At 73.0% G+C, this 22,733-nt stretch carries 22 protein-coding genes and 1 pseudogene; 11 read left to right on the forward strand and 12 right to left on the reverse strand.

Translation table 11 applies throughout. The annotated features are described in order from the left end of the window. Window positions 1-53: 53 nt before the first annotated feature. Window positions 54-1,016 carry a DMT family transporter gene (locus ACH4TL_RS08190; RefSeq protein WP_398310105.1) on the reverse strand — a complete coding sequence of 321 codons (963 nt, stop codon included), beginning with the start codon at window positions 1,014-1,016 and terminating at the stop codon, window positions 54-56. Between ACH4TL_RS08190 and ACH4TL_RS08195 the strand changes: the two genes are divergently transcribed. From ACH4TL_RS08195 to ACH4TL_RS08205, 3 genes are all read left to right on the forward strand, one after another. Then, a complete protein-coding gene (locus ACH4TL_RS08195; RefSeq protein WP_398310101.1) occupies window positions 1,015-2,538 on the forward strand; it encodes a PLP-dependent aminotransferase family protein in 1,524 nt (507 codons plus the stop codon). The two genes, ACH4TL_RS08190 and ACH4TL_RS08195, sit on opposite strands and share 2 nt — an antisense overlap. After that, the gene (locus ACH4TL_RS08200) at window positions 2,535-3,116 is read left to right on the forward strand and encodes a histidine phosphatase family protein (RefSeq protein ID WP_398310098.1); all 582 of its coding nucleotides are present in this window, start codon (window positions 2,535-2,537) and stop codon (window positions 3,114-3,116) included. The genes ACH4TL_RS08195 and ACH4TL_RS08200 overlap by 4 nt, the downstream gene beginning before the upstream one ends. A gap of 100 nt (window positions 3,117-3,216) precedes the next feature. Further along, window positions 3,217-3,738: a hypothetical protein gene (locus ACH4TL_RS08205; RefSeq protein ID WP_398310095.1), complete on the forward strand. Its 522-nt coding sequence runs from the start codon at window positions 3,217-3,219 to the stop codon at window positions 3,736-3,738. Here the strand turns inward: ACH4TL_RS08205 and ACH4TL_RS08210 are convergent. The 5 genes from ACH4TL_RS08210 to ACH4TL_RS08230 all read right to left on the reverse strand — a co-directional run bounded on the left by ACH4TL_RS08210 (window position 3,728) and on the right by ACH4TL_RS08230 (window position 8,161). Next, window positions 3,728-4,219, reverse strand: a complete 492-nt coding sequence (locus tag ACH4TL_RS08210; RefSeq protein ID WP_398310092.1) for a nucleoside deaminase — start codon at window positions 4,217-4,219, stop codon at window positions 3,728-3,730. The genes ACH4TL_RS08205 and ACH4TL_RS08210 overlap by 11 nt on opposite strands. Before the next feature lie 35 nt (window positions 4,220-4,254). Continuing rightward, window positions 4,255-4,770, reverse strand: a complete 516-nt coding sequence (locus ACH4TL_RS08215; RefSeq protein WP_398310089.1) for a GNAT family N-acetyltransferase — start codon at window positions 4,768-4,770, stop codon at window positions 4,255-4,257. A 49-nt stretch (window positions 4,771-4,819) separates the two neighbouring features. Further along, window positions 4,820-6,055 (reverse strand): RNA polymerase sigma factor, encoded by a 1,236-nt coding sequence (locus ACH4TL_RS08220; protein WP_398310086.1) that lies wholly within the window; start codon window positions 6,053-6,055, stop codon window positions 4,820-4,822. 77 nt (window positions 6,056-6,132) lie between these two features. Next, window positions 6,133-6,489: a YciI family protein gene (locus tag ACH4TL_RS08225; protein WP_398310083.1), complete on the reverse strand. Its 357-nt coding sequence runs from the start codon at window positions 6,487-6,489 to the stop codon at window positions 6,133-6,135. Between the two features lie 124 nt (window positions 6,490-6,613). Next, the gene (locus tag ACH4TL_RS08230; protein ID WP_398310080.1) at window positions 6,614-8,161 is read right to left on the reverse strand and encodes an MFS transporter; all 1,548 of its coding nucleotides are present in this window, start codon (window positions 8,159-8,161) and stop codon (window positions 6,614-6,616) included. A 108-nt stretch (window positions 8,162-8,269) separates the two neighbouring features. Here ACH4TL_RS08230 and ACH4TL_RS08235 point away from each other — a divergent pair. From ACH4TL_RS08235 to ACH4TL_RS08265, 7 genes and pseudogenes are all read left to right on the forward strand, one after another. Continuing rightward, window positions 8,270-9,276, forward strand: a pseudogene (locus tag ACH4TL_RS08235) (helix-turn-helix transcriptional regulator). Between the two features lie 51 nt (window positions 9,277-9,327). Beyond that, the gene (locus ACH4TL_RS08240) at window positions 9,328-11,235 is read left to right on the forward strand and encodes a helix-turn-helix domain-containing protein (protein WP_398310077.1); all 1,908 of its coding nucleotides are present in this window, start codon (window positions 9,328-9,330) and stop codon (window positions 11,233-11,235) included. A gap of 257 nt (window positions 11,236-11,492) precedes the next feature. Further along, complete coding sequence (gene argC, locus ACH4TL_RS08245; protein ID WP_398310074.1) at window positions 11,493-12,521, forward strand: N-acetyl-gamma-glutamyl-phosphate reductase; 1,029 nt, start codon at window positions 11,493-11,495, stop codon at window positions 12,519-12,521. Continuing rightward, the gene (argJ, locus tag ACH4TL_RS08250; RefSeq protein ID WP_398310071.1) at window positions 12,518-13,675 is read left to right on the forward strand and encodes a bifunctional glutamate N-acetyltransferase/amino-acid acetyltransferase ArgJ; all 1,158 of its coding nucleotides are present in this window, start codon (window positions 12,518-12,520) and stop codon (window positions 13,673-13,675) included. Before argC ends, argJ begins: the two co-directional genes overlap by 4 nt. A gap of 162 nt (window positions 13,676-13,837) precedes the next feature. After that, window positions 13,838-14,788 (forward strand): acetylglutamate kinase, encoded by a 951-nt coding sequence (gene argB / locus ACH4TL_RS08255; RefSeq protein ID WP_398310067.1) that lies wholly within the window; start codon window positions 13,838-13,840, stop codon window positions 14,786-14,788. After that, window positions 14,785-15,972 (forward strand): acetylornithine transaminase, encoded by a 1,188-nt coding sequence (locus tag ACH4TL_RS08260; protein ID WP_398310064.1) that lies wholly within the window; start codon window positions 14,785-14,787, stop codon window positions 15,970-15,972. The genes argB and ACH4TL_RS08260 overlap by 4 nt, the downstream gene beginning before the upstream one ends. Before the next feature lie 22 nt (window positions 15,973-15,994). Continuing rightward, a complete protein-coding gene (locus tag ACH4TL_RS08265) occupies window positions 15,995-16,555 on the forward strand; it encodes an arginine repressor (protein WP_398310061.1) in 561 nt (186 codons plus the stop codon). A gap of 308 nt (window positions 16,556-16,863) precedes the next feature. Here the strand turns inward: ACH4TL_RS08265 and ACH4TL_RS08270 are convergent, their stop codons facing one another. Together ACH4TL_RS08270 and ACH4TL_RS08275 are read right to left on the reverse strand one after the other, a co-directional pair. Next, window positions 16,864-17,853 (reverse strand): bile acid:sodium symporter family protein, encoded by a 990-nt coding sequence (locus ACH4TL_RS08270; RefSeq protein ID WP_398310058.1) that lies wholly within the window; start codon window positions 17,851-17,853, stop codon window positions 16,864-16,866. A gap of 57 nt (window positions 17,854-17,910) precedes the next feature. Beyond that, entirely contained in the window at window positions 17,911-18,501 is a 591-nt protein-coding gene (locus ACH4TL_RS08275) for a pyridoxamine 5'-phosphate oxidase family protein (protein WP_398310055.1), read from the reverse strand. Between the two features lie 51 nt (window positions 18,502-18,552). On the opposite strand from ACH4TL_RS08275, the gene ACH4TL_RS08280 reads away from it, so the two are divergent. Further along, the gene (locus ACH4TL_RS08280) at window positions 18,553-18,939 is read left to right on the forward strand and encodes a DUF488 domain-containing protein (protein WP_398310052.1); all 387 of its coding nucleotides are present in this window, start codon (window positions 18,553-18,555) and stop codon (window positions 18,937-18,939) included. Window positions 18,940-18,954: 15 nt separating this feature from the next. Here the strand turns inward: ACH4TL_RS08280 and ACH4TL_RS08285 are convergent, their stop codons facing one another. The 4 genes from ACH4TL_RS08285 to ACH4TL_RS08300 form a co-directional block, all read right to left on the reverse strand. Next, window positions 18,955-19,743, reverse strand: a complete 789-nt coding sequence (locus tag ACH4TL_RS08285; protein WP_398310049.1) for an FAD:protein FMN transferase — start codon at window positions 19,741-19,743, stop codon at window positions 18,955-18,957. After that, window positions 19,740-20,192, reverse strand: coding sequence for an FMN-binding protein (locus ACH4TL_RS08290; RefSeq protein WP_398310046.1), 453 nt, complete (start codon window positions 20,190-20,192; stop codon window positions 19,740-19,742). Before ACH4TL_RS08290 ends, ACH4TL_RS08285 begins: the two co-directional genes overlap by 4 nt. Window positions 20,193-20,206: 14 nt before the next feature. Beyond that, window positions 20,207-21,577: a ferric reductase-like transmembrane domain-containing protein gene (locus tag ACH4TL_RS08295; RefSeq protein WP_398310043.1), complete on the reverse strand. Its 1,371-nt coding sequence runs from the start codon at window positions 21,575-21,577 to the stop codon at window positions 20,207-20,209. Between the two features lie 114 nt (window positions 21,578-21,691). Then, window positions 21,692-22,693 (reverse strand): ArsR/SmtB family transcription factor, encoded by a 1,002-nt coding sequence (locus tag ACH4TL_RS08300; RefSeq protein WP_398310040.1) that lies wholly within the window; start codon window positions 22,691-22,693, stop codon window positions 21,692-21,694. Window positions 22,694-22,733 lie beyond the last annotated feature (40 nt).

The following is a 22,733-nucleotide window of genomic DNA, read 5'->3' on the forward strand; positions in this document are numbered from 1 at the left end:
ATGCGATCCCTGTGGCCAGTCTATGGCCGCTCCACGCGGAGCGCGCCCGCCGGTCACCCCCGCTGCGTCACCCCGATGCACACCAGGACCGCTACGGCGGCGATCGGCGCGGCGGGGCCGATGTGCTCGCCGAGCAGCAGTACCGACCACACCAGGGTCAGCAGCGGCTGGGCCAGCTGGAGCTGGCTGGCCCGGGCCACGCCGATGGCGGCCATGCCGCGGTACCAGACCACCAGGCCCACGAACTGCGAGCCCACCGCCAGCCACAGCAGCCCGGCCACGGCGTGGCCGCCGAGGTGGACGTCCTCGGCGGCCAGCGCGAGCGCCGCGCCGGGGACGGCCACCGGGACGCAGGCCACCAGCGCCCAGCCGATCACCTGCCAGCCCGGCATGGAGCGGGCCAGCCGCCCGCCCTCCGCGTAGCCCGCGGCGCACACCAGCAGCGCGCCGAACAGATACAGATCGCCGGTGGTCGGCGTTCCGCCGCTCTGCTGCACCGCGAAGCCGATCACCACCGCGGCCCCGGTGAGCGCCGCCGCCCAGAACCTGCGCGAGGGGCGTGCCCCGGTGCGCCACGCGGAGACGACGGCCGTGGTGAGCGGCAGCAGCCCGACGACCACGGCGGCGTGGGAGGTGGTGGAGGTCTGGAGCGCGAGCGTGGTCAGCAGCGGAAACCCGACCACGACCCCGGCCGCGACCACCAGCAGCCCGGGCCAGTGGCGCCGCTCCGGCGGCGCCACCCGCCGCGCGGCCAGCACGGACCCGGCCACGAGCGCGGCGAGCACCACCCGGCAGGTGGTCACCGACCAGGGGCCGAGCCCTTCGAGCGCCCAGGCGGTGCCGGGGAAGGTGAGGGAGAAGGCGACCACTCCGAGGGCGGCCAGCAGCGTCCCGCTGCGAGCGGTGCCGTGGGAGTCGGCGGTGGTGGCGGTGGATGCAGTGGGCGCGGTAGTCGGTGCGGCGGTGCCGCTCACCGCTATCGCGCCATCTGCAGTAGCGCTATCGTTTACTCTCATGCACGAGCGTAGCAGTGTCGCCGAACTGGCTGAAGTGCTCCGTCGGGATCTGAACCGCTACTCTCCCGGTGAGAAGTTGCCCTCCAGCCGTGCCCTGGTCGAACGCCACCGGGTGAGCCCCGTCACCGTCTCCCGCGCCCTGGCCGCGCTCGCCGCCGAGGGGCTGGTCGTCACCCGGCCCGGCGCCGGTGCCTTCCGGGCCGCGCCGCGGGTCGAGGCGCCCCGGGCCGGGGACACCTCCTGGCAGGAGGTCGCGCTGAGCGTCGAGACGCCCGGCGAATCCGTCCCGCGCTCGGTCGACGCCTCGGGCGTCCTGGCCACCCTCGCCGCTCCGCCGCCCGGAATCCTGGAGCTGAACAGCGGCTATCTGCATCCCTCGCTCCAGCCCGAACGGGCCCTGGCCGCCGCCCTGGCCCGGGCGGGCCGCCGCCCGGGCGCCTGGGGCCGCCCGCCCATGGAGGGCCTGCCCGAGCTGCGCGCCTGGTTCGCCCATCAGATCGGCGGCCGCGGCGGTGCCGTCACCGCCGCCGACGTCCTGGTCACCGCGGGCGGCCAGTCCGCGCTGACCTGCGCGCTGCGCGCCCTCGCCCCGCCCGGCGCGCCCGTCCTGGTCGAGTCGCCCACCTACCCCGGCATGCTCGCCGCCGCCCGCGCGTCCGGGCTGCGCCCGGTCCCCGTACCGGCCGACGCCGACGGCATCCGCACCGATCTGCTCGCCGAGGCGCTGCGGGCGGGCGGCGCCCGCGTCGTCGTCTGCCAGCCGCTGTTCCAGAACCCGACCGGCGCGGTGCTCTCCGTCGAGCGGCGCCGCGAGGTGATCCGGATCGCGCGCGAGGCGGGCGCGTTCGTGATCGAGGACGACTTCGCGCGCTACCTCGTCCACGAGGACGCGCCCCCGCTGCCCCCGGCCCTCGCCGCGGACGACCCCGACGGGGTGGTGGTCCACGTCCGCTCCCTCACCAAGGCCACCTCGCCCAGCCTCCGCGTCGGCGCGCTCGCCGCCCGCGGCCCGGCGCTGGAGCGGCTGCGCGCGATCCAGGTCGTGGACAGCTTCTTCGTCCCCCGCCCGCTCCAGGAAGCCGCGCTCGAACTGGTCGGCGCCCCCTCCTGGCCGCGCCATCTGCGTACCGTCGCCGCCGAGCTGCGCACCCGCCGCGAGGCCCTGGCCACGGCCGTCCACCGGGAGCTGCCCGACCTCGCCCCACCACATGTCCCACCCGGCGGCTTCCACCTCTGGCTGCGCCTCCCGCACGGCACCGACGAGCCCGCCCTCGCCTCCGCCGCCCTGCGCGCCGGGGTCGCCGTGGCATCCGGCCGCCCGTACTTCAGCGCCGAGCCCCCCGCCCCCCACGTCCGCCTGAGCTTCGCCCCGGTCGCGAGCACCGCCGAACTCGCCGAAGGCGCCCGCCGCTTGCGCACCGCCTGCGACGAGGTGCTCGGCCAGGCCCCGCACACCTCACGCCCGGGCTTTCCCCGGAACCCTGCCCCCGGTGCCCCGGCGGACCATACGATGCGCGAATGACGTTTCGGCTGACGCTGGTCGCCGCCGCCGCGACCTCCTCGCGGCTCGGGGAGCGCTTCGGCGACGACCGGCCGCTGGACGCGGCGGGCCGCCGCGCCGCCGAGCGCGCCGCGCCCGTACTGCTGCCGCTGGCCGCGGCCGAGCTGCGGTACTGCTCGCCGTCGCCGCGCAGCCGGGAGACCGGCCTCGCGCTCGGCTTCACCCCGCTCGTCCAACTCGCCCTGCGCGACTGGGACATGGGCCGCTGGGGCGGCCGTACGCTCTCCGATGTGATGGCGCGCGAGCCGCGCGAGGTCGACGTCTGGCTCGGGGACCCGCGCTCGGCGCCGCACGGCGGGGAGTCGCTGCTGGCGTTCATCACCCGGGTCGGCGGCTGGCTGGACACCCGGCCGGTCGAGGAGCACGCCAAGATGCTCGCGGTGGCCGACCCCGGGGTGATACGCGCCGCCCTGATGTACGCCATCAAGGCGCCGCCGCACTGCTACTGGAACGTCGACGTGACCCCGCTGTCCACCGTCACCCTCACCGGCGGCGCCGGGCAGTGGCGGCTGCGGGTGGAGGGCGACACGCCGGGCTGACGGGTCCGCCGTCACCCGGATGATCTTGTCGGGTCGCCGTGGCCGGTGCCTGCCGCAAGGCTGCTGCCGGAGCCCCTACGACTCGATAGGAATCGCCATCATGCGCCCTCTCCGGCACCTCGGCCTGAGCGCCGCCACCGCCCTGGCCGCTGCCCTCTTGTGCGCCGCCCCCGCCTCGGCCGCCAACCCGGTACCCGTCGGGGGCAGCGGCCATCCGACGCACCCGACCGGGCGTGAGCAGGTCTTCGACCTCATCGCGCGGCGGACCCAGACCTCCTACGTCGACGTGGGCACGCCCGGGCCCAGCCAGGGGGACGAGTTCGTCATCAGAGGGGACGTCCTCCAGGGCAGTGCCGTGGTGGGCCACTTCGGGGAGGTCTGCACGTTCACCGGGGTCGGCCCCACCCCCGATGCGTTCGATCAGCAGTGCGTGGCCACCTTCACGCTGCCCGACGGGGACCTCACCATCCAGGGGCTGATCTCCATCACCGCCGCCGGTCCCGCCGACGCCGAGCTGGCGATCACCGGGGGCACGGGCCGCTACCGCACCGCCCACGGCTTCGTCCGCGGCGTCAACACCAATGCGACGGACACCGCCGTCTCGGTGCACCTCATCCTCTGACCTCGTGGAAGCGCCGGTGCAGCGTACGAACCTCCTCGGCGAGCGCCGGATGCGGGCCCCGCACCTCCGCGCCGGGCACGACCTCGCGGATCGGCAGGGGCCGCACCGGCGGCGCGGGCACGCCGAGTTCGGCGAGCCAGGCCGACAGCTGCTCCGAGGAGCTGGCGTACACGATGCGGCCGAGCCCGACCCAGCCGTGCGCGGCCGCGCACATCGGGCAGTGCTCGCCGGAGGTGTAGACGGTGGCCGCGGCCCGCTCCGCGGGCGTCAGCCGCTCCGCCGCCCAGCGCGCCAGGGCGAACTCCGGGTGGCGGGTGTGATCGCCGCCCGCCACCCGGTTGTGGTCCTCGGCGAGGACGGTCCCGTCCGCGGCGACGAGCACCGAGCCGAAGGGCTCGTCGCCCGCCTCCAGTGCCTCGGTCGCCAGCTCCACGCAGCGGCGCAGCTGCCGCACGTCGTCCTCGGTCAGGTCGTCGTTCACGATGCCTCCCCCGGTGGTGAATCGGAGCCCGCATGCTAGTCGGTCAGCTCCTCGGCCAGCAGGTCCATCAGCAATCCGTCGTGCCAGGTGCCGTCGGGGCCGCGCTCGTAGCGGCGCATCACGCCGACCGGCCGGAACCCGGCCTTGCGGTAGGCGCGGATGGCGGCGGTGTTGTCCGCGGCCGGGTCGATCACGATGCGGTGGTGGCCGTGGGCGGTGACGAGGTGCCGGGCCAGGGTGCGTACGGCGTCGGTGCCGAGCCCTTGGCCGTGCACCGCCGGGTCCAGATAGATGTCGATGCTCGCGTGCCGGTAGTCCGGCTCCGTCTCGGCCGACCACTGGATCATGCCGACCACGTCCCCCTCGTACACGACGGCCAGCGTCTCGGTGTCCGCCCCGGTCAGGTCCTCGATCACCGCCGCCACCAGGTCCTCGCCGCCCTGCCAGCGCGCGTACACCTCGGGCCGCGCGCGGATGGCGGCGAGCCGGGGGATATCGGTGGGGAGGGTGGGGCGCAACACCACCCGCGCGCCGTGCAGGGTCGTCCGCATGGACACCGACGATCTCAGGAAGCGGGGGCGAGGACCAGTGGGGGCCCGGTCAGACCCGCTCGGCGCGCTCCCGCAGCAGCCGCCGCTCCGGGGCGTTGCGGGTGAGGGAGGCGGCGCGCTCGAACTCGGTGCGGGCCTCCTCCCGCCGTCCCAGGCGCTCCAGCAGATCGCCGCGGACGCTCGGCAGCAGGTGGTAGTCGCGCAGTGCGGGGTCCGCCACCAGGGCGTCGACCAGCACCAGCGCGGCCGCCGGGCCCTCGGCCATCGAGACGGCGACCGCCCGGTTCAGCTCCACCACCGGGGACGGGGTGAGCGCGGCCAGCCGGTCGTAGAGGGCGGTGATGGTCGTCCAGTCGGTGTCCTCGTAGCGGAGGGCCCGCGCGTGGCACGCGGCGATCGCCGCCTGGAGGGCGTACGGGCCGTGGCCCGCGTGGTGCAGGGCCTCGACGCCGCGGCGGATCAGCAACCGGTTCCACCTGGCCCGGTTCTGGTCGGCGAGCAGCACCGGCGCGCCGCCCGGGCCGGTGCGCGCCGGGATGCGGGACGCCTGGAACTCCAGCAGCGCGGCCAGCCCGTGCACCTCGGGCTCCTTGGGCATCAGCCCCGCCAGCACCCGGGCCAGGCGCAGCGCGTCCTCGCACAGGGCGGGGCGCACCAGATCGTCCCCGGCCGTCGCCGAGTAGCCCTCGTTGAAGATCAGGTAGATGACCTCGAGGACGGAGGAGAGCCGGGCGGCCCGGTCCTCCCCGTACGGCACCTCGAACGGCACCCGGGCCGTGGCCAGTGACCGCTTCGCGCGGACGATCCGCTGGGCGACGGCCGCCTCCGAGGCCAGGAACGCGCGGGCGATCTCCTCCGTGGTCAGCCCGCCCAGCAGCCGCAGCGTCAGGGCGATCCGGGCCTCCGGCGACAGCACCGGATGGCAGGCGGTGAAGATCAGCCGCAGCAGGTCGTCGTCGATGTCGTCCGGGTCACCGATGTCCTCCGGACCGGGCGGGGTCGCGTCCTCCAGGGCGCGCCCGACCTCGGCCAGCTTGCGCGCGTAGGTCTCCTTGCGGCGTACGAGGTCGATCGCGCGGTGCTTGGCGGTGGCCATGAGCCAGGCTCCCGGCTTGTCCGGGACGCCCGACTCCGGCCACTGCTCCAGCGCGGCGATCAGGGCGTCCTGCGCGAGTTCCTCGGCGATGCCGACATCCCGCACGATGCGGGCGACACCGGCGATGATGCGCGCGGATTCGATCCTGAAGACCGCTTCGACCGTTTCGGTCGCGTTTGCTGCCGTCACGGCCACCCATCAGAGCAGCCGACCGGTGGTGCGGCAAGCGGAACCGGATCAGTGCGGGACCCGGATCACTGCGAGGATCAGCCCTCGTCGAGCTGGCGGACCTCGGCGGTGATGGTCCAGTAGTCCTCGTGGGTCTCCAGGAACCGCTTCGTCCACTCCACCGCCTCGGCCTTGTCCTTGGCCTGGATCAGCGAGTAGCCGCCGATGACCTCCTTGCTCTCGGTGAACGGCCCGTCGGTGTAGCTGAGCTTGCCGCCGGACCAGGTGACCCGGGTGCCCTCGGAGGTGGGCTTGAGCCCGGCCGTGTCGAGCATGACGCCCGCCTTGGTGATCTCCTCCAGCAGCGCGCCCATGCGCTCCATCAGCTCGGGGCTGGGGCCCTCGGCCGGGGCGTTCTTCTCGTCGATGCGGATCAGGGTCAGAAAGCGCGGCATGGTGACTCCTCGGTTCGGTCGCCGGGGCGGGGCCGTTCCCCGCCTCTCACCCTCACGTCGAACGGGAGACGCCCGGATCGACAGCTCCCCGGAAAAATCCCCGAAGATTTTTCCGGGGACGCGGTCAGCCCTTGTCGTGCTGCTGCTTCCGGGCGTTGATGGCGAGCGCCGTGACCGTCAGCCCGGCCAGGAACATGACGGCCGCGGCGGCGAAGGCCCGGGTGTAGCCGTGGGTCAGCGCCTCACCGGCCCTCGCCACCAGCGCCGCGTCATGCGTGGCCCGCCCCCGGTAGAGGGCGGCGGCCGCGCCGGGCAGCCGGTCGTCGGCCGCCGACGTGGACAGGGTCGACATGACGGCGAGCCCCAGCGCGCCACCGACCTGCTGCGCGGTGTTCAGCAGCGCGGAGGCGATGCCGGCGTCCTCGGGCCGTACGCCGCTGACCGCGCCCAGCGTCATCGGGACGAAGCCCAGGCCCAGGCCGAGCGCGGTGACGAACATCGCGGGCATCAGATGGCCGGTGTACGAGGAGTCCGGCTCCAGGGTGGAGAACCAGAGCATGCCCGACGCCGCGACCGCCAGACCGGGCCCGGCGATCAGCCGCGGGGCGAGGTGGGCGACCAGCTTGGAGCTGAGCCCCGCGGCCAGGGCGATGCCGAAGCTGAACGGCAGATACGCGAAGCCGGTCCGCACCGGGCTGTAGCCCAGGATCAGCTGCATGTAGAGCGTCAGGAAGTAGAAGGTGGCGAACATGCCGGAGCCGATGCACAGCATGGTGGCGTAACTGCCCGACCGGCTGCGGTCCCGGAACAGCCGCAGCGGCACCATCGGATGCCCGGCCCGGGCCTGGACCAGCAGGAACACGCTCAGCAGCACGGCCGCCGCGGCGAAGGAGCCGAGGGTGAGGCCATCGGACCAGCCGTGGTCGCCGCCGCGGGTGATGCCGTACACCAGGGCGATCAGACCGCCCGTGCCGGTGATCGCGCCGGGGATGTCCAGCCGCCCCTGATTGCGGTCGGCCTCGACCAGGGTGCGGGTTCCCGCGAGGACGGCCAGCCCGATCGGGATGTTGACGAAGAACACCCAGCGCCAGTCGAGGACATCGGTGAGCGTGCCGCCCAGCAGCAGCCCGACCGTGGCGCCGACGCCGCCCATGGCCGCGTACACGCCCATCGCCGTGTTGCGCGGCTTGCCCGCCGGGAAGGTCGTGGCGATCAGGGCCAGCGCGCTGGGCGCGGCCATCGCGGCGCCCACGCCCTGGAGCACCCGGGCGCCGATCAGCAGCCCCTCGCCCGGGGCCAGCCCGCCGAGCACCGAGGCCAGCGTGAAGACGGCGATCCCGGTACGGAACATCCGCCGCCGCCCGAACAGGTCCCCGGCCCGGCCGCCGAGCAGCAGCAGCCCGCCGAATGCCAGCGCGTAGGCGTTGACGATCCACGCCAGATCGCCGTCGGACACCTTCAGATCGGTCTGGATGCTGGGCAGGGCGATGTTGGTGATCGTGGCGTCGAGGACCACCATCAGCTGCGCCGCGGCGATCACGAAGAGGGCCAGCCCGAGATGGCGGCCCCCGGCAGGCTTCCCGACCGGTTCCCCGACGGGTTCCCCGGCCGGTTCCCCGGTGGGTTTCGGCCGCGGGGGGACGGCGGCAGGGGTGGTGGTGTCAGCGGACATCAGAAGTCTCCAAGAAATGCGCTCATCGCGACCGGCATCGGTCGACGGCGCTCAGACTGCCCGCAATACATGACATCCGCCGTCATGTTTTTCCGTGATCCTCGACGCATGAAATCCGACCGGATGCTGTCGATCCTGCTGCTGTTGCAGACCCGCGGACGGGTGCCCGCCACCGAACTGGCCGAGCGCCTGGAGGTGTCCGTACGCACCATCTTCCGCGACGTCGACGCGCTCTCCTCGGCCGGGGTGCCCGTCTACGCCGAGCGCGGCCGCAACGGCGGCATCGCCCTGCTGCCCGGCTACCGCACTGATGTGACGGGGCTGACCGCCGATGAGGCGCGGGCGCTGTTCGTGCTGGTCACCGACCGGGCCCACGTCGATCTGGGGCTCGGCCGGCCATCGGCTCGGCGCTGCGCAAGGTCATGGCCGCCCTGCCGCCACCGCACCGCGACGCCGCCGCGCTGACCCGCCGCCGCATCCTGGTGGACCCGGTCCGCTGGCGCAGCGGACCCCGGACGGCGGCCGATCTGGGGGTGCTCCAGGACGCCGTCTTCACCGACCGGCGGCTGCGGCTGCGCTACCGGCACGGCCGCGACGACCGCGAGGCGTCGTACACCGTCGATCCGTACGGCCTGGTCGACAAGGCGGGCGTCTGGTAGCTGGTGGCCGACCACCGCGCCCGGCCCGAGCTGTTCCGGGTGGACCGCATCCAGGCGGCGTCGGTCGCCGACGAACCCGTACGGCGTCGGCAGGGCGCCGAACTGGCCGATGTGTGGGAGACCTTGCGCCGCCGGGTCGACGACCGTTCCCTCGGGGTGGACGTGGTGGTGCGGGTCCGGCGGGCGTCGCTGCGCCGCTTCCTGAGCATCTACCACGCCGATCTGACCGCACCACCGCCCGCCGAAGCCGACGCCATCACGCACCCCGGCTCCTCCGGCCCCTCCGGCCCGGAGCACGTGGAACTGCGGCTGCGCTTCCACCCCATGGCCGCGGCCCGGCCCCTGCTCGCCTTCGGCGCCGACGTCGAGGTGGTCTCGCCGCGTGAGCTGCGCGAGGAACTGGCCCGCGTCGCGGCCGAGTCCGTGGCCCTCTACTCCGGCGAGGGCCAGGGCTGAACCGCCTCTACGATCGGGGGTCTGTACGGGGGCTGCGCGGAAAGGGACTCCATGCTGACGCTCGGCACCATCTGCGACGAACCGGACTTCTCGCTCCGCTTCGCCGGTGAGCACCGCCCCGCCGAACGGACGGTGGACTCCGTACGCGTCGTCCCGGGCACCACATGGAGCGACGAGGCGCTCGGCGACGTCGGCGACGCCCTGGTGGTGATACGTCTCCCCGAGCACTCCGCCGCCCACAGCGGCGGCCCGCTGGAGCGGCTGCTGCGCGTCCTCGCCCGGCAGCGCGCCGCGGGCCTCGCCTTCGCCGTCGACCGGCACGGTCCGCAGGCCACACCAGTCGCGGTTCGCAGCTGGGCCGCCCGGCTGGGCGTACCGCTGCTGACCACCACCCGGTCCCTCGACGCGTGGCGCCAGCTGGTCCCGCGGCTGCACGACCACCGCCGCAGGTACGCCGAGTGGCACGCCGATCAGCTCACCGCCCTGCTGAACCGGCTGCCCGCCCGGCTCGCGGACGCCGGTCCGGACGCCACGCAGCGCATCGCCGACTGGCTGGCCGCGGCGCTGGACGCCGAGGTGCTGGTCAGCGACGAGCAGCGGGGCGTCCTGGCCGCGTCGCCGGATACCGCGCCGGGCGCGCTCGCGCCGCTGCTCGCCCGGCGGACCGCAGGGTCGCGGCTGCCCGCGGCACCGGCCGACGCCGCGCTGCACACCCGCTTCCTGCCGCTCGGCGCCACCGGCCCCGGCGCGGGCGCCGTGCTGTCGGTGGGCGCGCGCCGGCCGTTCGACGACATCGCCGCCGAGCTGATGCACCACGCGGCCCGCGTCCTGAGCCTGGTCGACCAGGCCCGTCGGCAGGACCGGGCGATGGCCTCGGCCGAGCAGGGGGTGCGGCTGGGCGCGCTCCAGCTGCTCATGGTCGGCGACGAGCTGGCCGCCCAGCGCGTGCTGGTCGGGCTCGCACCGGGCCTGCTGGCGACCGAGCACATCCGGGTGTACGTGGTCGACTGCGGCGCCGCGGACCGTGAGCCCGCCGCCCGGCACGGGGAGAGGGCCGTGGGCGGGCGCACGCTGCTGGTGCGCTGCCCCGCGTACAACCACCTGATCGTGGTGGACCCCCTGCACGACGACGACCCCGCCCCCGACCCCGAGCGGGACGACGTACGGAGCGCCCTGCGGCACGTCGTCGCCGGGCTGCCGGACCACCGGGTGGGCGGCAGCCGCGTACACAAGCTCGGCAATGTCGCCGACGCCTACGCGGAAGCGCTCACCGCCCTGGTGACGGCCCGGCAACTGCCCGACCGGATCGCGCTGTCCGAGGAGCGGGCCGATCTCGTCGAGCTGCTGGACCCGGATACGGCACGCCGCTGGGCCGCGACCGTCCTCCACCCGCTGCTGACCCTGCCCACCGGCCGCCGCGACCGGCTGCTGCGCACCCTCGACCTCGGCCTGGAGGTGCAGCACAAGGCGGCCGGACGCGTCCTCGGTATCCACCGCAACACCGTCGCCCACCGCATCCGGCAGGGCTTCGACCTGCTGGGCCTGGACCGGAACCGGGTGCTGGACAAGGTGCTGGTCTCGATGGCGCTGAAGATCGTCATCACCTACGGGCACGACGGGACCTCGGCCGAACCCGCGGCCGACTTCGCGGCCATGGTGTCCGCCCCCGAGGTGCGGGTGTGGGCGGAGTCCTTCCTGAAGCCGCTGAGGGACGACCGCCGCGATCTTCCGCGCACGCTCCGCGCCTGGCTGGAGAACGACACCCAGGTGGAACGCGCGGCCACCGCGCTGAATCTGTCGCCGGTCACCGTGCGCGCCCATCTGCGGGCCGCCGCGCCGCTGCTCCACCGGGACCTGGGGGCCGAGGAGGAACAGCTGCCGGGCGGGGTGCGCGCGCTGGTGTTCGCCCTCCATGTGAGCACCGGCCACCCGGAGCTGCCGACCGCCCGGCACCCCTGACTGTGCACGGGAGGACGCCCCCACACCCCCCGTTGTGCACCACCCCCACCCCCGGCCCCCGCACCGTGCACCGATGCGGTGCGTTCCCGCCGGGTTGTGCACGCATGACATGGCGGTGGCCAGAGGAACTGCCTAGCGTGACGGTCGTTCCCACGCACTCCGGACGGGCCCGCGCGGGGGTGGGGCCCGTCCGGAATATTCTTTGCATAAAGCTGCCGTCAAACGTATAGTCATGCCATCCGTGAGGGAGGATGGCAATGGCGATACGCGCAGCGGTGGCGGGAGCGAGCGGATACGCGGGCGGTGAGGTGCTGCGGCTGCTGCTCGCGCACCCCGAGGTCGAGATCGGCGCGCTGACCGGCAACGCCAACGCCGGACAGCCGCTCGGCTCCCTCCAGCCGCACCTTCTCCCGCTGGCCGACCGGGTGCTCGCGCCGACCGGGGCCGAGGCGCTGGCCGGGCACGACGTGGTGTTCCTCGCGCTGCCGCACGGGCAGTCCGCCGCCGTCGCCGAGCAGCTGGGCGATCAGGTGCTGGTGATCGACTGCGGTGCGGACTTCCGGCTGGAGGACGCGGCCGACTGGGAGAAGTTCTACGGGTCGCCGCACGCGGGCACCTGGCCGTACGGCCTGCCCGAGCTGCCGGGGGCCCGCGCCGCGCTGGAGGGGTCCAAGCGCGTCGCGGTTCCCGGCTGCTACCCGACCGCCGTCTCGCTCGCGCTGTTCCCGGCGTACGCGGCGGGGCTGATCGAGCCCGAGGCCGTGATCGTCGCGGCCACGGGGACGTCGGGCGCCGGCAAGTCGCCCAAGCCGCATCTGCTGGGCAGCGAGGTCATGGGCTCCATGAGTCCGTACGGCGTGGGCGGCGGCCACCGGCACACCCCGGAGATGATCCAGAACCTGTCCGCCGCGGCGGGGGAGCGGGTCTCGGTGTCCTTCACCCCGACCCTCGCCCCGATGTCCCGCGGCATCCTCGCCACGTGCAGCGCCCCGGCGAAGCCCGGCGTGACGGGGGAGACGCTGCGGGCCGCGTACGAGAAGGCGCTCGGCGGCGAGCCGTTCGTCCACCTCCTGCCGGAAGGGCAGTGGCCCTCCACGGCCGCCGTGTACGGATCGAACACCGCCCTGCTCCAGGTCGCCCACGACGAGGAGGCCGGGCGGGTCATCGTGATCAGCGCGATCGACAACCTCACCAAGGGCACCGCGGGCGGCGCGGTCCAGAGCATGAACATCGCCCTCGGCCTCCCCGAGGAGCTGGGACTTTCCACGATCGGAGTCGCTCCATGAGTGTGACGGCAGCCAAGGGTTTCACCGCCTCCGGCGTCGCGGCAGGGATCAAGGAGAACGGGAACCCCGATCTCGCTCTCGTCGTCAACAACGGACCACGGCTGGCCGCCGCTGGCGTCTTCACCTCCAACCGCGTCAAGGCCGCCCCGGTGCTCTGGTCCGAGCAGGTGCTGAAGGGCGGCCAGGTCTCCGCCGTCGTCCTCAACTCCGGCGGCGCCAACGCCTGCACCGGCCCGCTCGGCTTCCAGGACACCCACGCGACCGCCGAGAAGGCCGCCGACGTCCTCGGGCACAGCGCGGGCGAGATCGCCATCGCCTCCACCGGGCTCATCGGCCTACGGCTGCCCATGGAGCCGCTGCTGTCCGGTGTCGAGACGGCGGCCGCCGCGCTCAGCGAGCACGGCGGCGAGAAGGCCGCCATCGCCATCAAGACCACCGACACCGTGCACAAGTCGGCCGTCGCCCAGGGCCCGGACGGGGCGTGGACCGTCGGCGGCATGGCCAAGGGCGCCGGCATGCTGGCCCCTGGCCTGGCCACCATGCTCGTCGTCCTCACCACCGACGCCGACCTGGAAGCCCCCGCGCTGGACACCGCGCTGCGCGCCGCCACCCGCACCACCTTCGACCGGATCGACTCCGACGGCTGCATGTCGACCAACGACACCGTGCTGCTGCTGGCCTCCGGCGCCTCCGGGGTCGCCCCCGCCGCGGACGAGTTCGCCGAGGCGGTCCGCGCCGTCTGCGCCGACCTCGCGCGGCAGCTGATCGGGGACGCCGAGGGCGCCTCCAAGGACATCCGCATCGAGGTCGTGGGCGCGGCCACCGAGGACGACGCCGTGGAGGTGGGCCGCTCCATCGCCCGTAACAACCTCCTCAAGTGCGCCATCCACGGCGAGGACCCCAACTGGGGCCGGGTGCTGTCCGCGATCGGCACCACCTCCGCCGCCTTCGAGCCCGACCAGCTCAACGTCGCCATCAACGACGTGTGGGTCTGCAAGAACGGCTCGGTCGGCGAGGACCGCGAGCTGGTCGACATGCGCTACCGCGAGGTCCGGATCACCGCGGACCTCGCGGCAGGCGGTGAGTCTGCGGTGATCTGGGCCAACGACCTGACGGCCGACTACGTCCATGAGAACAGCGCGTACTCCTCTTGACGTGCCCGCTTGGTTGTCGCGGGTCCCCGCCGTCACCGACGAGGGTTCCTGCTTCACGGGCGACTGCCCGGCTCGGACACATCCGAGACAGGTCTTACACCGCCTCCACAGGCCAGCACCGCCCGCCCGGCGGCTGACACGAAAGTCTTCCGGAAGTCCGATATGACGGTCAATCACTCGCAAGAGCGAAAAAGTCCCACCCGCAAGCACACCGCCCAGCCCAAGGCCCGCATCCTCATCGAGGCGCTGCCCTGGCTGACCCGCCACCACGGCAAGACGGTCGTGATCAAGTTCGGCGGCAACGCGATGGTGGACGAGGAGCTGAAGGCCGCGTTCGCCCAGGACGTCGTCTTCCTGCGGCACGCCGGGCTGCGCCCGGTCGTCGTCCACGGCGGCGGCCCGCAGATCAGCGCGCAGCTCGACCGGCACGGCCTGGTCAGCGAGTTCAAGGCGGGCCTGAGGGTCACCACCGACGACGCGATGGACGTCGTACGGATGGTGCTGGCCGGTCAGGTGCAGCGTGAGCTGGTCGGGCTGCTCAACCAGCACGGCCCGCTCGCCGTCGGCATGACCGGCGAGGACGCCCACCTGATGTCCGCGACCAAGCACTTCGCCGAGATAGACGGCGAACAGGTCGACCTCGGCCGGGTCGGCCGGATCACCGACATCGACACCGGCGCCATCCAGGCGCTGCTGGACGACGGCCGCATCCCGGTCGTCTCGTCCATCGCGCGCAGCTCCGACGACGGCCACGTCTACAACGTCAACGCCGACACGGCCGCCGCCGCGCTCGCCGCCGCGCTGAGCGCCGAGACCCTGATGGTCCTCACCGACGTCGAGGGCCTGTACGCGGACTGGCCCAACAGCGACGAGGTGATCAGCCAGCTCGGCGCGAGCGAGCTGGAGAAGCTGCTGCCGGAGCTGGCCAGCGGCATGGTGCCCAAGATGCAGGGCTGTCTGCACGCCGTACGCAACGGCGTCCACACCGCGCGCGTCATCGACGGGCGGGTGCAGCACTCGATCCTGCTGGAGATCTTCACGGACGAGGGCATCGGCACGATGGTCCTGCCGGACCAGGACGCGACCACCACGAGCGAGGGGGCGGACCAGTGACCAACGCGGAGCTGACGCAGCGCTGGCAAGGCGCGATGATGGACAACTACGGCACCCCGCGCATCCCGCTCACCCACGGCGAGGGCGCCACCGTGTGGGACGCGGACGGCAGGGAATACTTCGACTTCGTCAGCGGAATCGCCGTCAACTCCCTCGGCCACGCCCACCCCGCCGTCGTACGGGCCGTATCCGACCAGGTCGCCACCCTCGGCCACGTCTCCAACCTCTTCGTCGCCGAACCTCCGGTGGCGCTCGCCGAGCGGCTGCTCCAGCTCTTCGGCCGCGGCGGGCGCGTCTACTTCTCCAACTCCGGCGCGGAGGCGGTCGAGGCCGCCTTCAAGATCGGGCGGCGGACCGGCCGTACGCACATGGTCGCGACCGAGGGCGGCTTCCACGGCCGCACCATGGGCTCCCTGGCCCTGACCGGCCAGCCCGCCAAGCAGGAACCTTTCCTTCCGCTGCCGGGCGACGTCACCCATGTGCCGTACGGCGACGCCGAAGCCCTGCGCGCGGCCGTCACCACCGACACCGCGCTGGTCATCGTCGAGCCCATCCAGGGCGAGAACGGCGTCATCGTCCCCCCGGCGGGCTATCTCGCCGCCGCCCGCGAGATCACCCGTGCCACCGGCACGCTCCTCGTCGTCGACGAGGTACAGACCGGAATCGGCCGTACCGGACACTGGTTCGAACACCAGGCACAGGGCGTCGAACCCGACGTCGTCACCCTCGCCAAGGGCCTCGGCGGCGGCATGCCCATCGGCGCCACCGTCGCCTTCGGCCCCGCCGCCGATCTTCTGACCGCAGGTCAGCACGGGTCCACCTTCGGCGGGAACCCCGTCTCGTGCGCCGCCGCCGTCGCCGTCCTCGACACCATCGAGGCCGACGGCATCCTCGACCGCGTCAAGCGGGCGGGGGAGCGGCTGCGTGACGGAATCGAATCGCTCGACCACGCTCTGATCGGCCACGTCCGTGGCGCGGGCCTGCTGCTCGGTATCGTGCTCACAGAGTCCCTCGCGCCGCGGGTGCAGCAGGCGGCTCAGGACGCGGGACTCCTGGTGAACGCGACCGGGCCGGACGTGGTCCGGCTCGCGCCGCCGCTCGTCGTCGGCGACGACGCCGTGGACACCTTGCTCCGGGAGCTGCCCGCCGTCCTGACCGCCGCACAAGAGGGTGGCGGGGAATGACGATCCGGAGACTGACGAGACGATGACCGAGGCGCAGCACACCGACGCGGCGAACGACGCCGATGCGAACCACAACGGCCAGTCCGTGCCGCAGACCCGCACCGCCCGCCACCGCCGGATCGTGGACATCCTGAACCGGCAGCCGGTCCGCTCCCAGAGCCAGCTCGCGAAGCTCCTCGCCGACGACGGACTCTCCGTCACCCAGGCGACGCTCTCCCGCGACCTGGACGAACTGGGCGCGGTCAAGATCCGCAACACGGGTGGCGAGCTGATCTACGCGGTCCCCAGCGAGGGCGGCGACCGCACGCCCCGCGCCCCGCTCGGCGAATCGGCGAGCGAGGCGCGGATGGCGCGGCTGGCGGGTGAACTCCTCATCTCGGCGGAGGCGTCCGCCAACCTCGTCGTCCTCCGCACCCCACCGGGCGCGGCCCAGTTCCTGGCCTCGGCCATCGACTCCGCCGAGCTGCACGTGATCCTGGGCTCGATCGCGGGCGACGACACGGTGCTCCTCATCAGCCGCGACCCCGTCGGCGGCCAGGCCCTGGCCGACCACCTCCTCCGCCTGGCCCAGAAGGCCCGCTGACGCCTGGGCGGCGGGCGGCCCGGGGCGTTGCCCCTGGGGCTTTCGTCGCCGGGTGCGGGCCGGTGGCCGGGGCGCTGCCCCCTGGGGTTTCGTTGCGGGGTGCGGCCCGGTGGCCGGGGTGTGCCCACCCGTCCCGCCCCGCGGAACGATTGCCCACGACCGGGTCACCTATCCAGCCCCTCCGGGCGGTACCACCCAGCCCCTCCGGCGTTTGAGGAGCGGGGGTGCAGGAGGGGGCGGAGCCCCCGCCCGGGGGCCGGGGCGGAGCCCCGGTTTCGGGGCGGGGCGGGGTGGGGGATTACTGCTCCTCACCCCCGGCGCGCCCGGTGGGACATCCACGCCGCCACCACCGACCCCGACACGTTGTGCCACACGGAGAAGACGGCCGCCGGAAGGGCGGCCAGGGGGCTGAAGTGGGCCGCAGCAAGAGAGGCCGCAAGCCCAGAGTTCTGCATGCCCACCTCGAACGCCATCGCCCGGCTCGCGGGCGCGCCCAGGCGGGCGACCTTCCCCGCCGCGTACCCAAGGGCCAGCCCCAGCCCGTTGTGCAGGACGACCGCCAGCAACACCAACGCCGCCGCCGACCGAATGGCTTCCGCACTGCCCGCGACGACCACCGCCACGATCACGCCGATCGTCACGGCGGACAGCCACGGCAGCACCCCGAGCACACGCCCGATGTAACGCCCCGCCACCAGCCGTACGACCAAGCCGCCCACCACCGGCAGCAGCACCGTCTTCAAAATGTCCGTGACCATCGACTGCGCATCCACCGGCAGGAACTCCCCGGCCAGCAGCAACGTCAGCGGCGGAGTCACCAGCGGCGCGAGCACCGTGGAGACGGTGGCGACGGAGACAGACAGAGCGACGTCGCCGCGCGCCAGATACGTCACCACGTTCGAGGCCGTACCGCTCGGCGCGCAGCCGACGAGGATGACACCGGCCGCCAGCTGCGGCGACAAGCCCAGTACCTGAGCGATGAGCCACCCAAGCCCCGGCATGATCACGTAGTGCGCGACCAGCCCGAGCGCCACCGCCCAGGGCCGTTTCACCACACCGGTGAAGTCGGCCGGGGTCATGGTCAGCCCCATGCAGAACATGATCACGCCGAGCAGATACGGCACCTGCGGCGCCCACCCGGTAAACGTGCCGGGCGTACTCAGCCCCGCCACTCCGGCGGCGAGGACGAGCAGAGGGAAGACGGTGACGGCCCGCCGGGCCGCCCGGTCGGCGGAACCGGGCGCAGACGACGTGGACGACGGGGAGTCCGTTGCGGGGCTCTTGGGTTCGGATCGCACGGCGTGATCGAACGCTGCGCAGACCCCACCACGCAAGACCGTCTCGATATCTGGTCGCTACAACGAAAGCGGCGGCAACGGCAGCGGCAACCCCGGCAGCCCGTCCAGACTGCTGGCGACATGCTCCTTCCGCTCACAGTAAGCGGTCAGCTTCACCTCATCATCCTCGCGCCGAAACCGCTGCGCGTGCAGCGACCGCTCCTCCCGGTAGTCCATGAACGGCACCGCGTACCCACACGTGTCCCGGATCAGCTCAGCGGTCACCACGATCACGGCCCGCAGCCCATGCGTATGCACATCGACAGACGGAAAGTGCTTCACCAGCTCCCCGAACCGCGGATCGTCACGGAACACCGGCTCACCCCGCCCATGCACCCGCACGATGTTCGGCGGCCCGTCAAAGGCACACCACATCAGCGTGATGCGGCCGTTTTCCCGCAGATGGGCGATGGTCTCGGCGTTGCTGCCGGAGAAGTCCAGGTAGGCCACGGTCAGTTCGTCGAGCACGGCGAACGAACCGGCCACCCCTTTGGGGGAAAGGTTCACGGTGCCGTCCCCGGCCAGCGGAGCGGTGGCGGCGAAGAAGATCTTCTGCTCTTCGATAAAGGTGCGAAGCCTGCCGTCGATGCGTTCGTAGATCTTTCCCATGTGGCGCATTATCCGCCGAGGTGGACACCGCACAGATGGTTCGATGGAGACATGGCAGACAAAAGCGCTCGCCGGGCCCGCCCCGGAATCCGGGTCCGCCGCGTCTACGACACCCCGGAGCCGGACGACGGCACCCGCGTCCTGGTGGACCGGATGTGGCCGCGCGGCCTGGCGAAGGCCGACGCCCGTCTGGACGAGTGGGCCAAGGCCGCCGCGCCCTCGACCGAGCTGCGCCGCTGGTACGGGCACGAGCCGGAGCGGTACGCGGAGTTCGCCCGCCGGTACCGCGCCGAGCTGGCCGAACCGGAGCGCAGCGAGGCCGTGGACCACCTCCGCGAGCTGGCGGACCAGGGCACGCTCACCCTCCTCACGGCCGTGAAGGACCTGAGCTACGGCCACGCGGGCCTGCTGGCCGACGCCGTACGCGGCCACCGCTGACCACACACAGTCTGGTCAGGACACGCACAGCTCAGCCGAGAAACGCGCGAAACCACTCGTCTGCCACGTCGTCCCCTCCGCCGTCACCACGAACGCCTCCGCGCCCGGCTGCCGCTGGAGCCACGGGCGGGCGCGCTCCGCGCCCATCGCGCACGCGGCGGTCGCCCAGGCGTCGGCCTCCGTCAGGCTGGTGCCGACCACCGTCACGGAGGCGAGGCCGTCCGCCGGAGGGCGTCCGGTGTGGGGGTCCAGGATGTGGCAGCCGCGCTCCGCCGGACCGGACGTGGCCACGGCCAGCTCGCCGTGTGCCTCGACCACCGCCAGCAGCTCACCGCGCCGCATGGGGTCGGCGATGCCCACCCGCCACGGCCCGCCGTGCAGCTGGACGTCGCCGCCGCCGTTGACGCACACCGAACCGGCGCCCGCCGAGGCCAGCATCCGGGCGGCGCGCTCGACCGCCCAGCCCTTGACCAGGCCGGTCGGATCGGGCCGTGTCCCGGCGTAGCGGGTCGTGAACCAGCCGTCGCTGCGGTACGAGACCTCCTCGCACAGCTCCAGCACGTCCCGTACCTCCGGCTCGCACCCCGACAGCGTCAGCTCACCGCGCCCGAGGCGGCTGATCTGGCTGTCCCGGCGGTACGTGGAGAACAGCTCGTCCACCCGGTGCAGCCCGACCACGGCCCCGTCCAGCGCGGCCAGCACCCGGGGCCGGTCGGCGTCGTGGATCTCGCGCAGGTCGAAGGAGAAGACGGTGCCCATGACGTGTTCGACATGGCGCAGGGACTGGTCATCGCTGTACGTCATTTGGCACCCGCCTTGTCGAGAGCGCTCTGCAAGGACTTGGAGTAGCCCTCGCTGGTGTACGTCGCACCGGACACGGTGTCGACCTTCGCGGCGGCCACCGCCTGCTGGTTGAGCTTCGGGATGGAGTCCTTGGCGATCTGGTCGCTGCGCGGACCGGAGTCCGGCGTCTTCACGGCTTGCGCGGCGGTGATCTTCCCGCCGCTCATGGTGACGCTGACCTGCACCGGCCCGTACTGGGTGTCGACGACATCGCCGGTGAGGGTCTGCCCACCGGCCCCGCCCGACCCCTCGGGCGCGGTGGCCGCGACGGGCGGCGGCGCCTGCCCGGCGGGCGGCGCGGCGAGGTTTCCGCCACCGGCGGGCTGCTTCAGCGCGAGCAGCGCGACGACACCCGCGACGGTGGCGGCGGTGCCCAGCAGGATACGGCGCAGCGGATGCTTCCTCTTCATGGCTCCACCTCAGGTCACAGCTCGAAGGATTCATGATGGATACGGCGGTCCGGGACCCCCGCGTCGTGCAGCGCCTCGTACGCGTGCTCGGTCAGGCCCGGGGGCCCGCACAGATAGACGTCGTGCTCGTCGATGTCCGGCAGCAGCGCCCGCAGCCGCTCCGCGCTGATCTCCGGCCGGGCCCCGTCGGGGCCGTTGACCGCGTACAGCAGCCGGGCATCCCGCTCGGTCGCGATCTGCTTCAGCTCGCCCCACAGCGCCAGGTCCTCGACGGTCCGGGCGCGGTAGAGCAGGGTCAGGTCGCCGCCCTTGCCGGGCAGCGTCTCGAACAGGGCCCGGATCGGGGTGATGCCCGCCCCACCGGCGATCATCAGCACCTTGCCCTGACTGCGCCGGGACGCGGTCATCGCTCCGTAAGGCCCCTCGGCCCATACCCGGGTGCCCGGCCTCAGATCGGCGAGCCGCGTGCTGTGCCCGCCCACCGCCTTCACGGTGATCCGCAGCAGATTGGGCCGGGGAGGGGCGGACAGCGAGTACGGATGGGAGCCCCACCGCAGCTGCGGGGCGAGGAACCGCCACCGGAAGAACTGACCCGCCTCCGCGCCGATCCGGTGCAGCTTGCGCCCCTTGATCAGCACCGAGACGATCCCGGGCGCCTCCTGGACGACGGCCTCCACCCGCATCCGGTGCCGCAGGTTCAGCCGCAGCGGCACCAGCAGCCGGTACCAGATCGCCAGCGCGCTGACCGCGCCGTAGAGCACGTACCAGGCGGTCTGGGCCGTCATGTCGCCCACGAACTCGGCGCCGTTGCTGAGCTGGTGCCAGAAGGTCAGGAAGACGGCCGCGTAGGTGAGCAGATGCAGGTAGTACCAGATCTCGTACGGAATCCTGCGGCGCACCATCCCGGCCGAGATCAGCCCGATCACCACGAGGGTCACCGTGCCGATCGTCGCTTCGAGCATGTCGGGGAAGGTGAGCACCATGGTCTCGGTCTGCGCGACGAACGAGGTGCCGCCCTGGGTCGCGTATCCCGCGATGATCAGGCCCACATGAGCGAGGATCAGGCACAGCGCGTACCGCCCGCTCATCGCGTGCCACCGCGCCACCCGGTCCGACCCCACCCGCCGCTCCAGCGCGGGAACCCGCGCCATCTGGAGCACCACCAGTGCCAGGACGTACCCGGCGAGCAGCCCGCTGAGCCGTCCGGCGCCGTTCAGCCAGGCGGCGTTGCCGGTGACGTTCGGGGTGTTGAACCACCACAGGGACAGCACCGCGGCCGCCCCTGCCCAGCTCAGCAGCACCAGCGGCACGGCGGGGGAGCGCCGCGGCCGAATCTGGCGCAGGGCCAGCCGTCGACCGGCCCGGCTGTTCAATAGCGTCGTCACGGCCCGCTCCCCTTCCTATGGGCTCCGGTGCACAGGGGTACGGCCGGGAGCGGGCGATGACTCAAAGGTCGACGAGATTCACAAGTTTGCGTTGAGCCGGGGGCCGGACGGGCGCTACTGGAGGAAGAAGGGCGGCACGCCGTAATCACCGTGGAGCAGCGCCGCACCCAGAGCCGTGACCGTGTGGATCACCGTGTTGCGGTGCCGCCGACTGTGGATCAGATTCGCCTCGCGCAGCACCGTGGCCTGGTGGCTGGCCGTCTGAATGGGCACGCGCGCACGTTCGGCGAGCTGCGTGGTGGTGCACGCCGCCGTCGCGACGACCTCCAGGACGCGCGCCCGCGTCTTCCCCAGCAGCGCCGCCACGGCCTGCCGTGACGCGTGCGGTGGCGCCGACCAGTCGAGGCTGCGCTCGACCGGATACACCAGCACGGGCGGCAGCCCGGTGTCCAGAAACGTGGTGGGCGCACCCCAGCAGAAGAACGACGGCTGGAGCGTCAGGCCCCGGCCGTCGAGGTGGATGTCGTGGTCGGCGGGAAAGGCGAGTTCGAGCACGGGATAGTGCCAGGCCGCGGACGGATGCAGCGTGGCGAGCACCGCTTCCCATCCGGTCGCGTCGAGGGCGCGGGTGCGCCACTCCCGGTCACGCTCCACCTGCCGCCGCACCTGCGGCCAGAACGGTTCCAGCGCCGCCGCGAAATACCCGGTGACGGCGTCGGCCACCGCCGTCACCGCCTCCGGATCGCCCTCCGCCAGACCGCGCGTCCAGGCGGGCAGCGGGCGGCCGGGGTGGCGGGCGTGCAGTTCCGCCAGGTCGTTGCGTAATCGCGTACGCGGTGTCCGCCGCAGGGCCTCCATGCCCGCGGCCGGTGACGGACCGGCGCCCGGCGGGGTCAGGAAGTCGACGGCGTAGCCCGTCGGGGGCGCCAGAGCGGCCAGCAGATGCGCCGAAGGCGCCAGCCGCGGCGCGACCGTACGCCGCCAGCCGCCGAAGTACGCCGCCCCGCTCGGATGCCGCAGCCGGTACGAGCTGAGCAGCACCTCCCACAGCGGGTCGGGCGCCGGAACCAGCCGGATGCGGGCCAGATCGTCGCTGGTGAAGTGGATCCGAAGCATGGCAGCGCCTTCCCACCCCTGTCTTCCCACCTCTCTGGGA

Origin of the sequence: Streptomyces sp. NPDC021115, assembly GCF_044333065.1 — a bacterium.
Lineage (GTDB): Bacteria > Actinomycetota > Actinomycetes > Streptomycetales > Streptomycetaceae > Streptomyces.

What these genes read in the sequence shown, in the direction of transcription:
- ACH4TL_RS08195 (WP_398310101.1), top strand. Translation starts at nt 1,015, where the DNA reads ATGCACGAGCGTAGCAGTGTCGCCGAACTGGCTGAAGTGCTCCGTCGG.
- ACH4TL_RS08190 (WP_398310105.1), bottom strand. Translation starts at nt 1,016, where the DNA reads ATGAGAGTAAACGATAGCGCTACTGCAGATGGCGCGATAGCGGTGAGC.
- ACH4TL_RS08200 (WP_398310098.1), top strand. Translation starts at nt 2,535, where the DNA reads ATGACGTTTCGGCTGACGCTGGTCGCCGCCGCCGCGACCTCCTCGCGG.
- ACH4TL_RS08205 (WP_398310095.1), top strand. Translation starts at nt 3,217, where the DNA reads ATGCGCCCTCTCCGGCACCTCGGCCTGAGCGCCGCCACCGCCCTGGCC.
- ACH4TL_RS08215 (WP_398310089.1), bottom strand. Translation starts at nt 4,770, where the DNA reads ATGCGGACGACCCTGCACGGCGCGCGGGTGGTGTTGCGCCCCACCCTC.
- ACH4TL_RS08225 (WP_398310083.1), bottom strand. Translation starts at nt 6,489, where the DNA reads ATGCCGCGCTTTCTGACCCTGATCCGCATCGACGAGAAGAACGCCCCG.
- ACH4TL_RS08230 (WP_398310080.1), bottom strand. Translation starts at nt 8,161, where the DNA reads ATGTCCGCTGACACCACCACCCCTGCCGCCGTCCCCCCGCGGCCGAAA.
- ACH4TL_RS08240 (WP_398310077.1), top strand. Translation starts at nt 9,328, where the DNA reads ATGCTGACGCTCGGCACCATCTGCGACGAACCGGACTTCTCGCTCCGC.
- argC (WP_398310074.1), top strand. Translation starts at nt 11,493, where the DNA reads ATGGCGATACGCGCAGCGGTGGCGGGAGCGAGCGGATACGCGGGCGGT.
- argJ (WP_398310071.1), top strand. Translation starts at nt 12,518, where the DNA reads ATGAGTGTGACGGCAGCCAAGGGTTTCACCGCCTCCGGCGTCGCGGCA.
- argB (WP_398310067.1), top strand. Translation starts at nt 13,838, where the DNA reads ATGACGGTCAATCACTCGCAAGAGCGAAAAAGTCCCACCCGCAAGCAC.
- ACH4TL_RS08265 (WP_398310061.1), top strand. Translation starts at nt 15,995, where the DNA reads ATGACCGAGGCGCAGCACACCGACGCGGCGAACGACGCCGATGCGAAC.
- ACH4TL_RS08275 (WP_398310055.1), bottom strand. Translation starts at nt 18,501, where the DNA reads ATGGGAAAGATCTACGAACGCATCGACGGCAGGCTTCGCACCTTTATC.
- ACH4TL_RS08280 (WP_398310052.1), top strand. Translation starts at nt 18,553, where the DNA reads ATGGCAGACAAAAGCGCTCGCCGGGCCCGCCCCGGAATCCGGGTCCGC.
- ACH4TL_RS08285 (WP_398310049.1), bottom strand. Translation starts at nt 19,743, where the DNA reads ATGACGTACAGCGATGACCAGTCCCTGCGCCATGTCGAACACGTCATG.
- ACH4TL_RS08290 (WP_398310046.1), bottom strand. Translation starts at nt 20,192, where the DNA reads ATGAAGAGGAAGCATCCGCTGCGCCGTATCCTGCTGGGCACCGCCGCC.
- ACH4TL_RS08300 (WP_398310040.1), bottom strand. Translation starts at nt 22,693, where the DNA reads ATGCTTCGGATCCACTTCACCAGCGACGATCTGGCCCGCATCCGGCTG.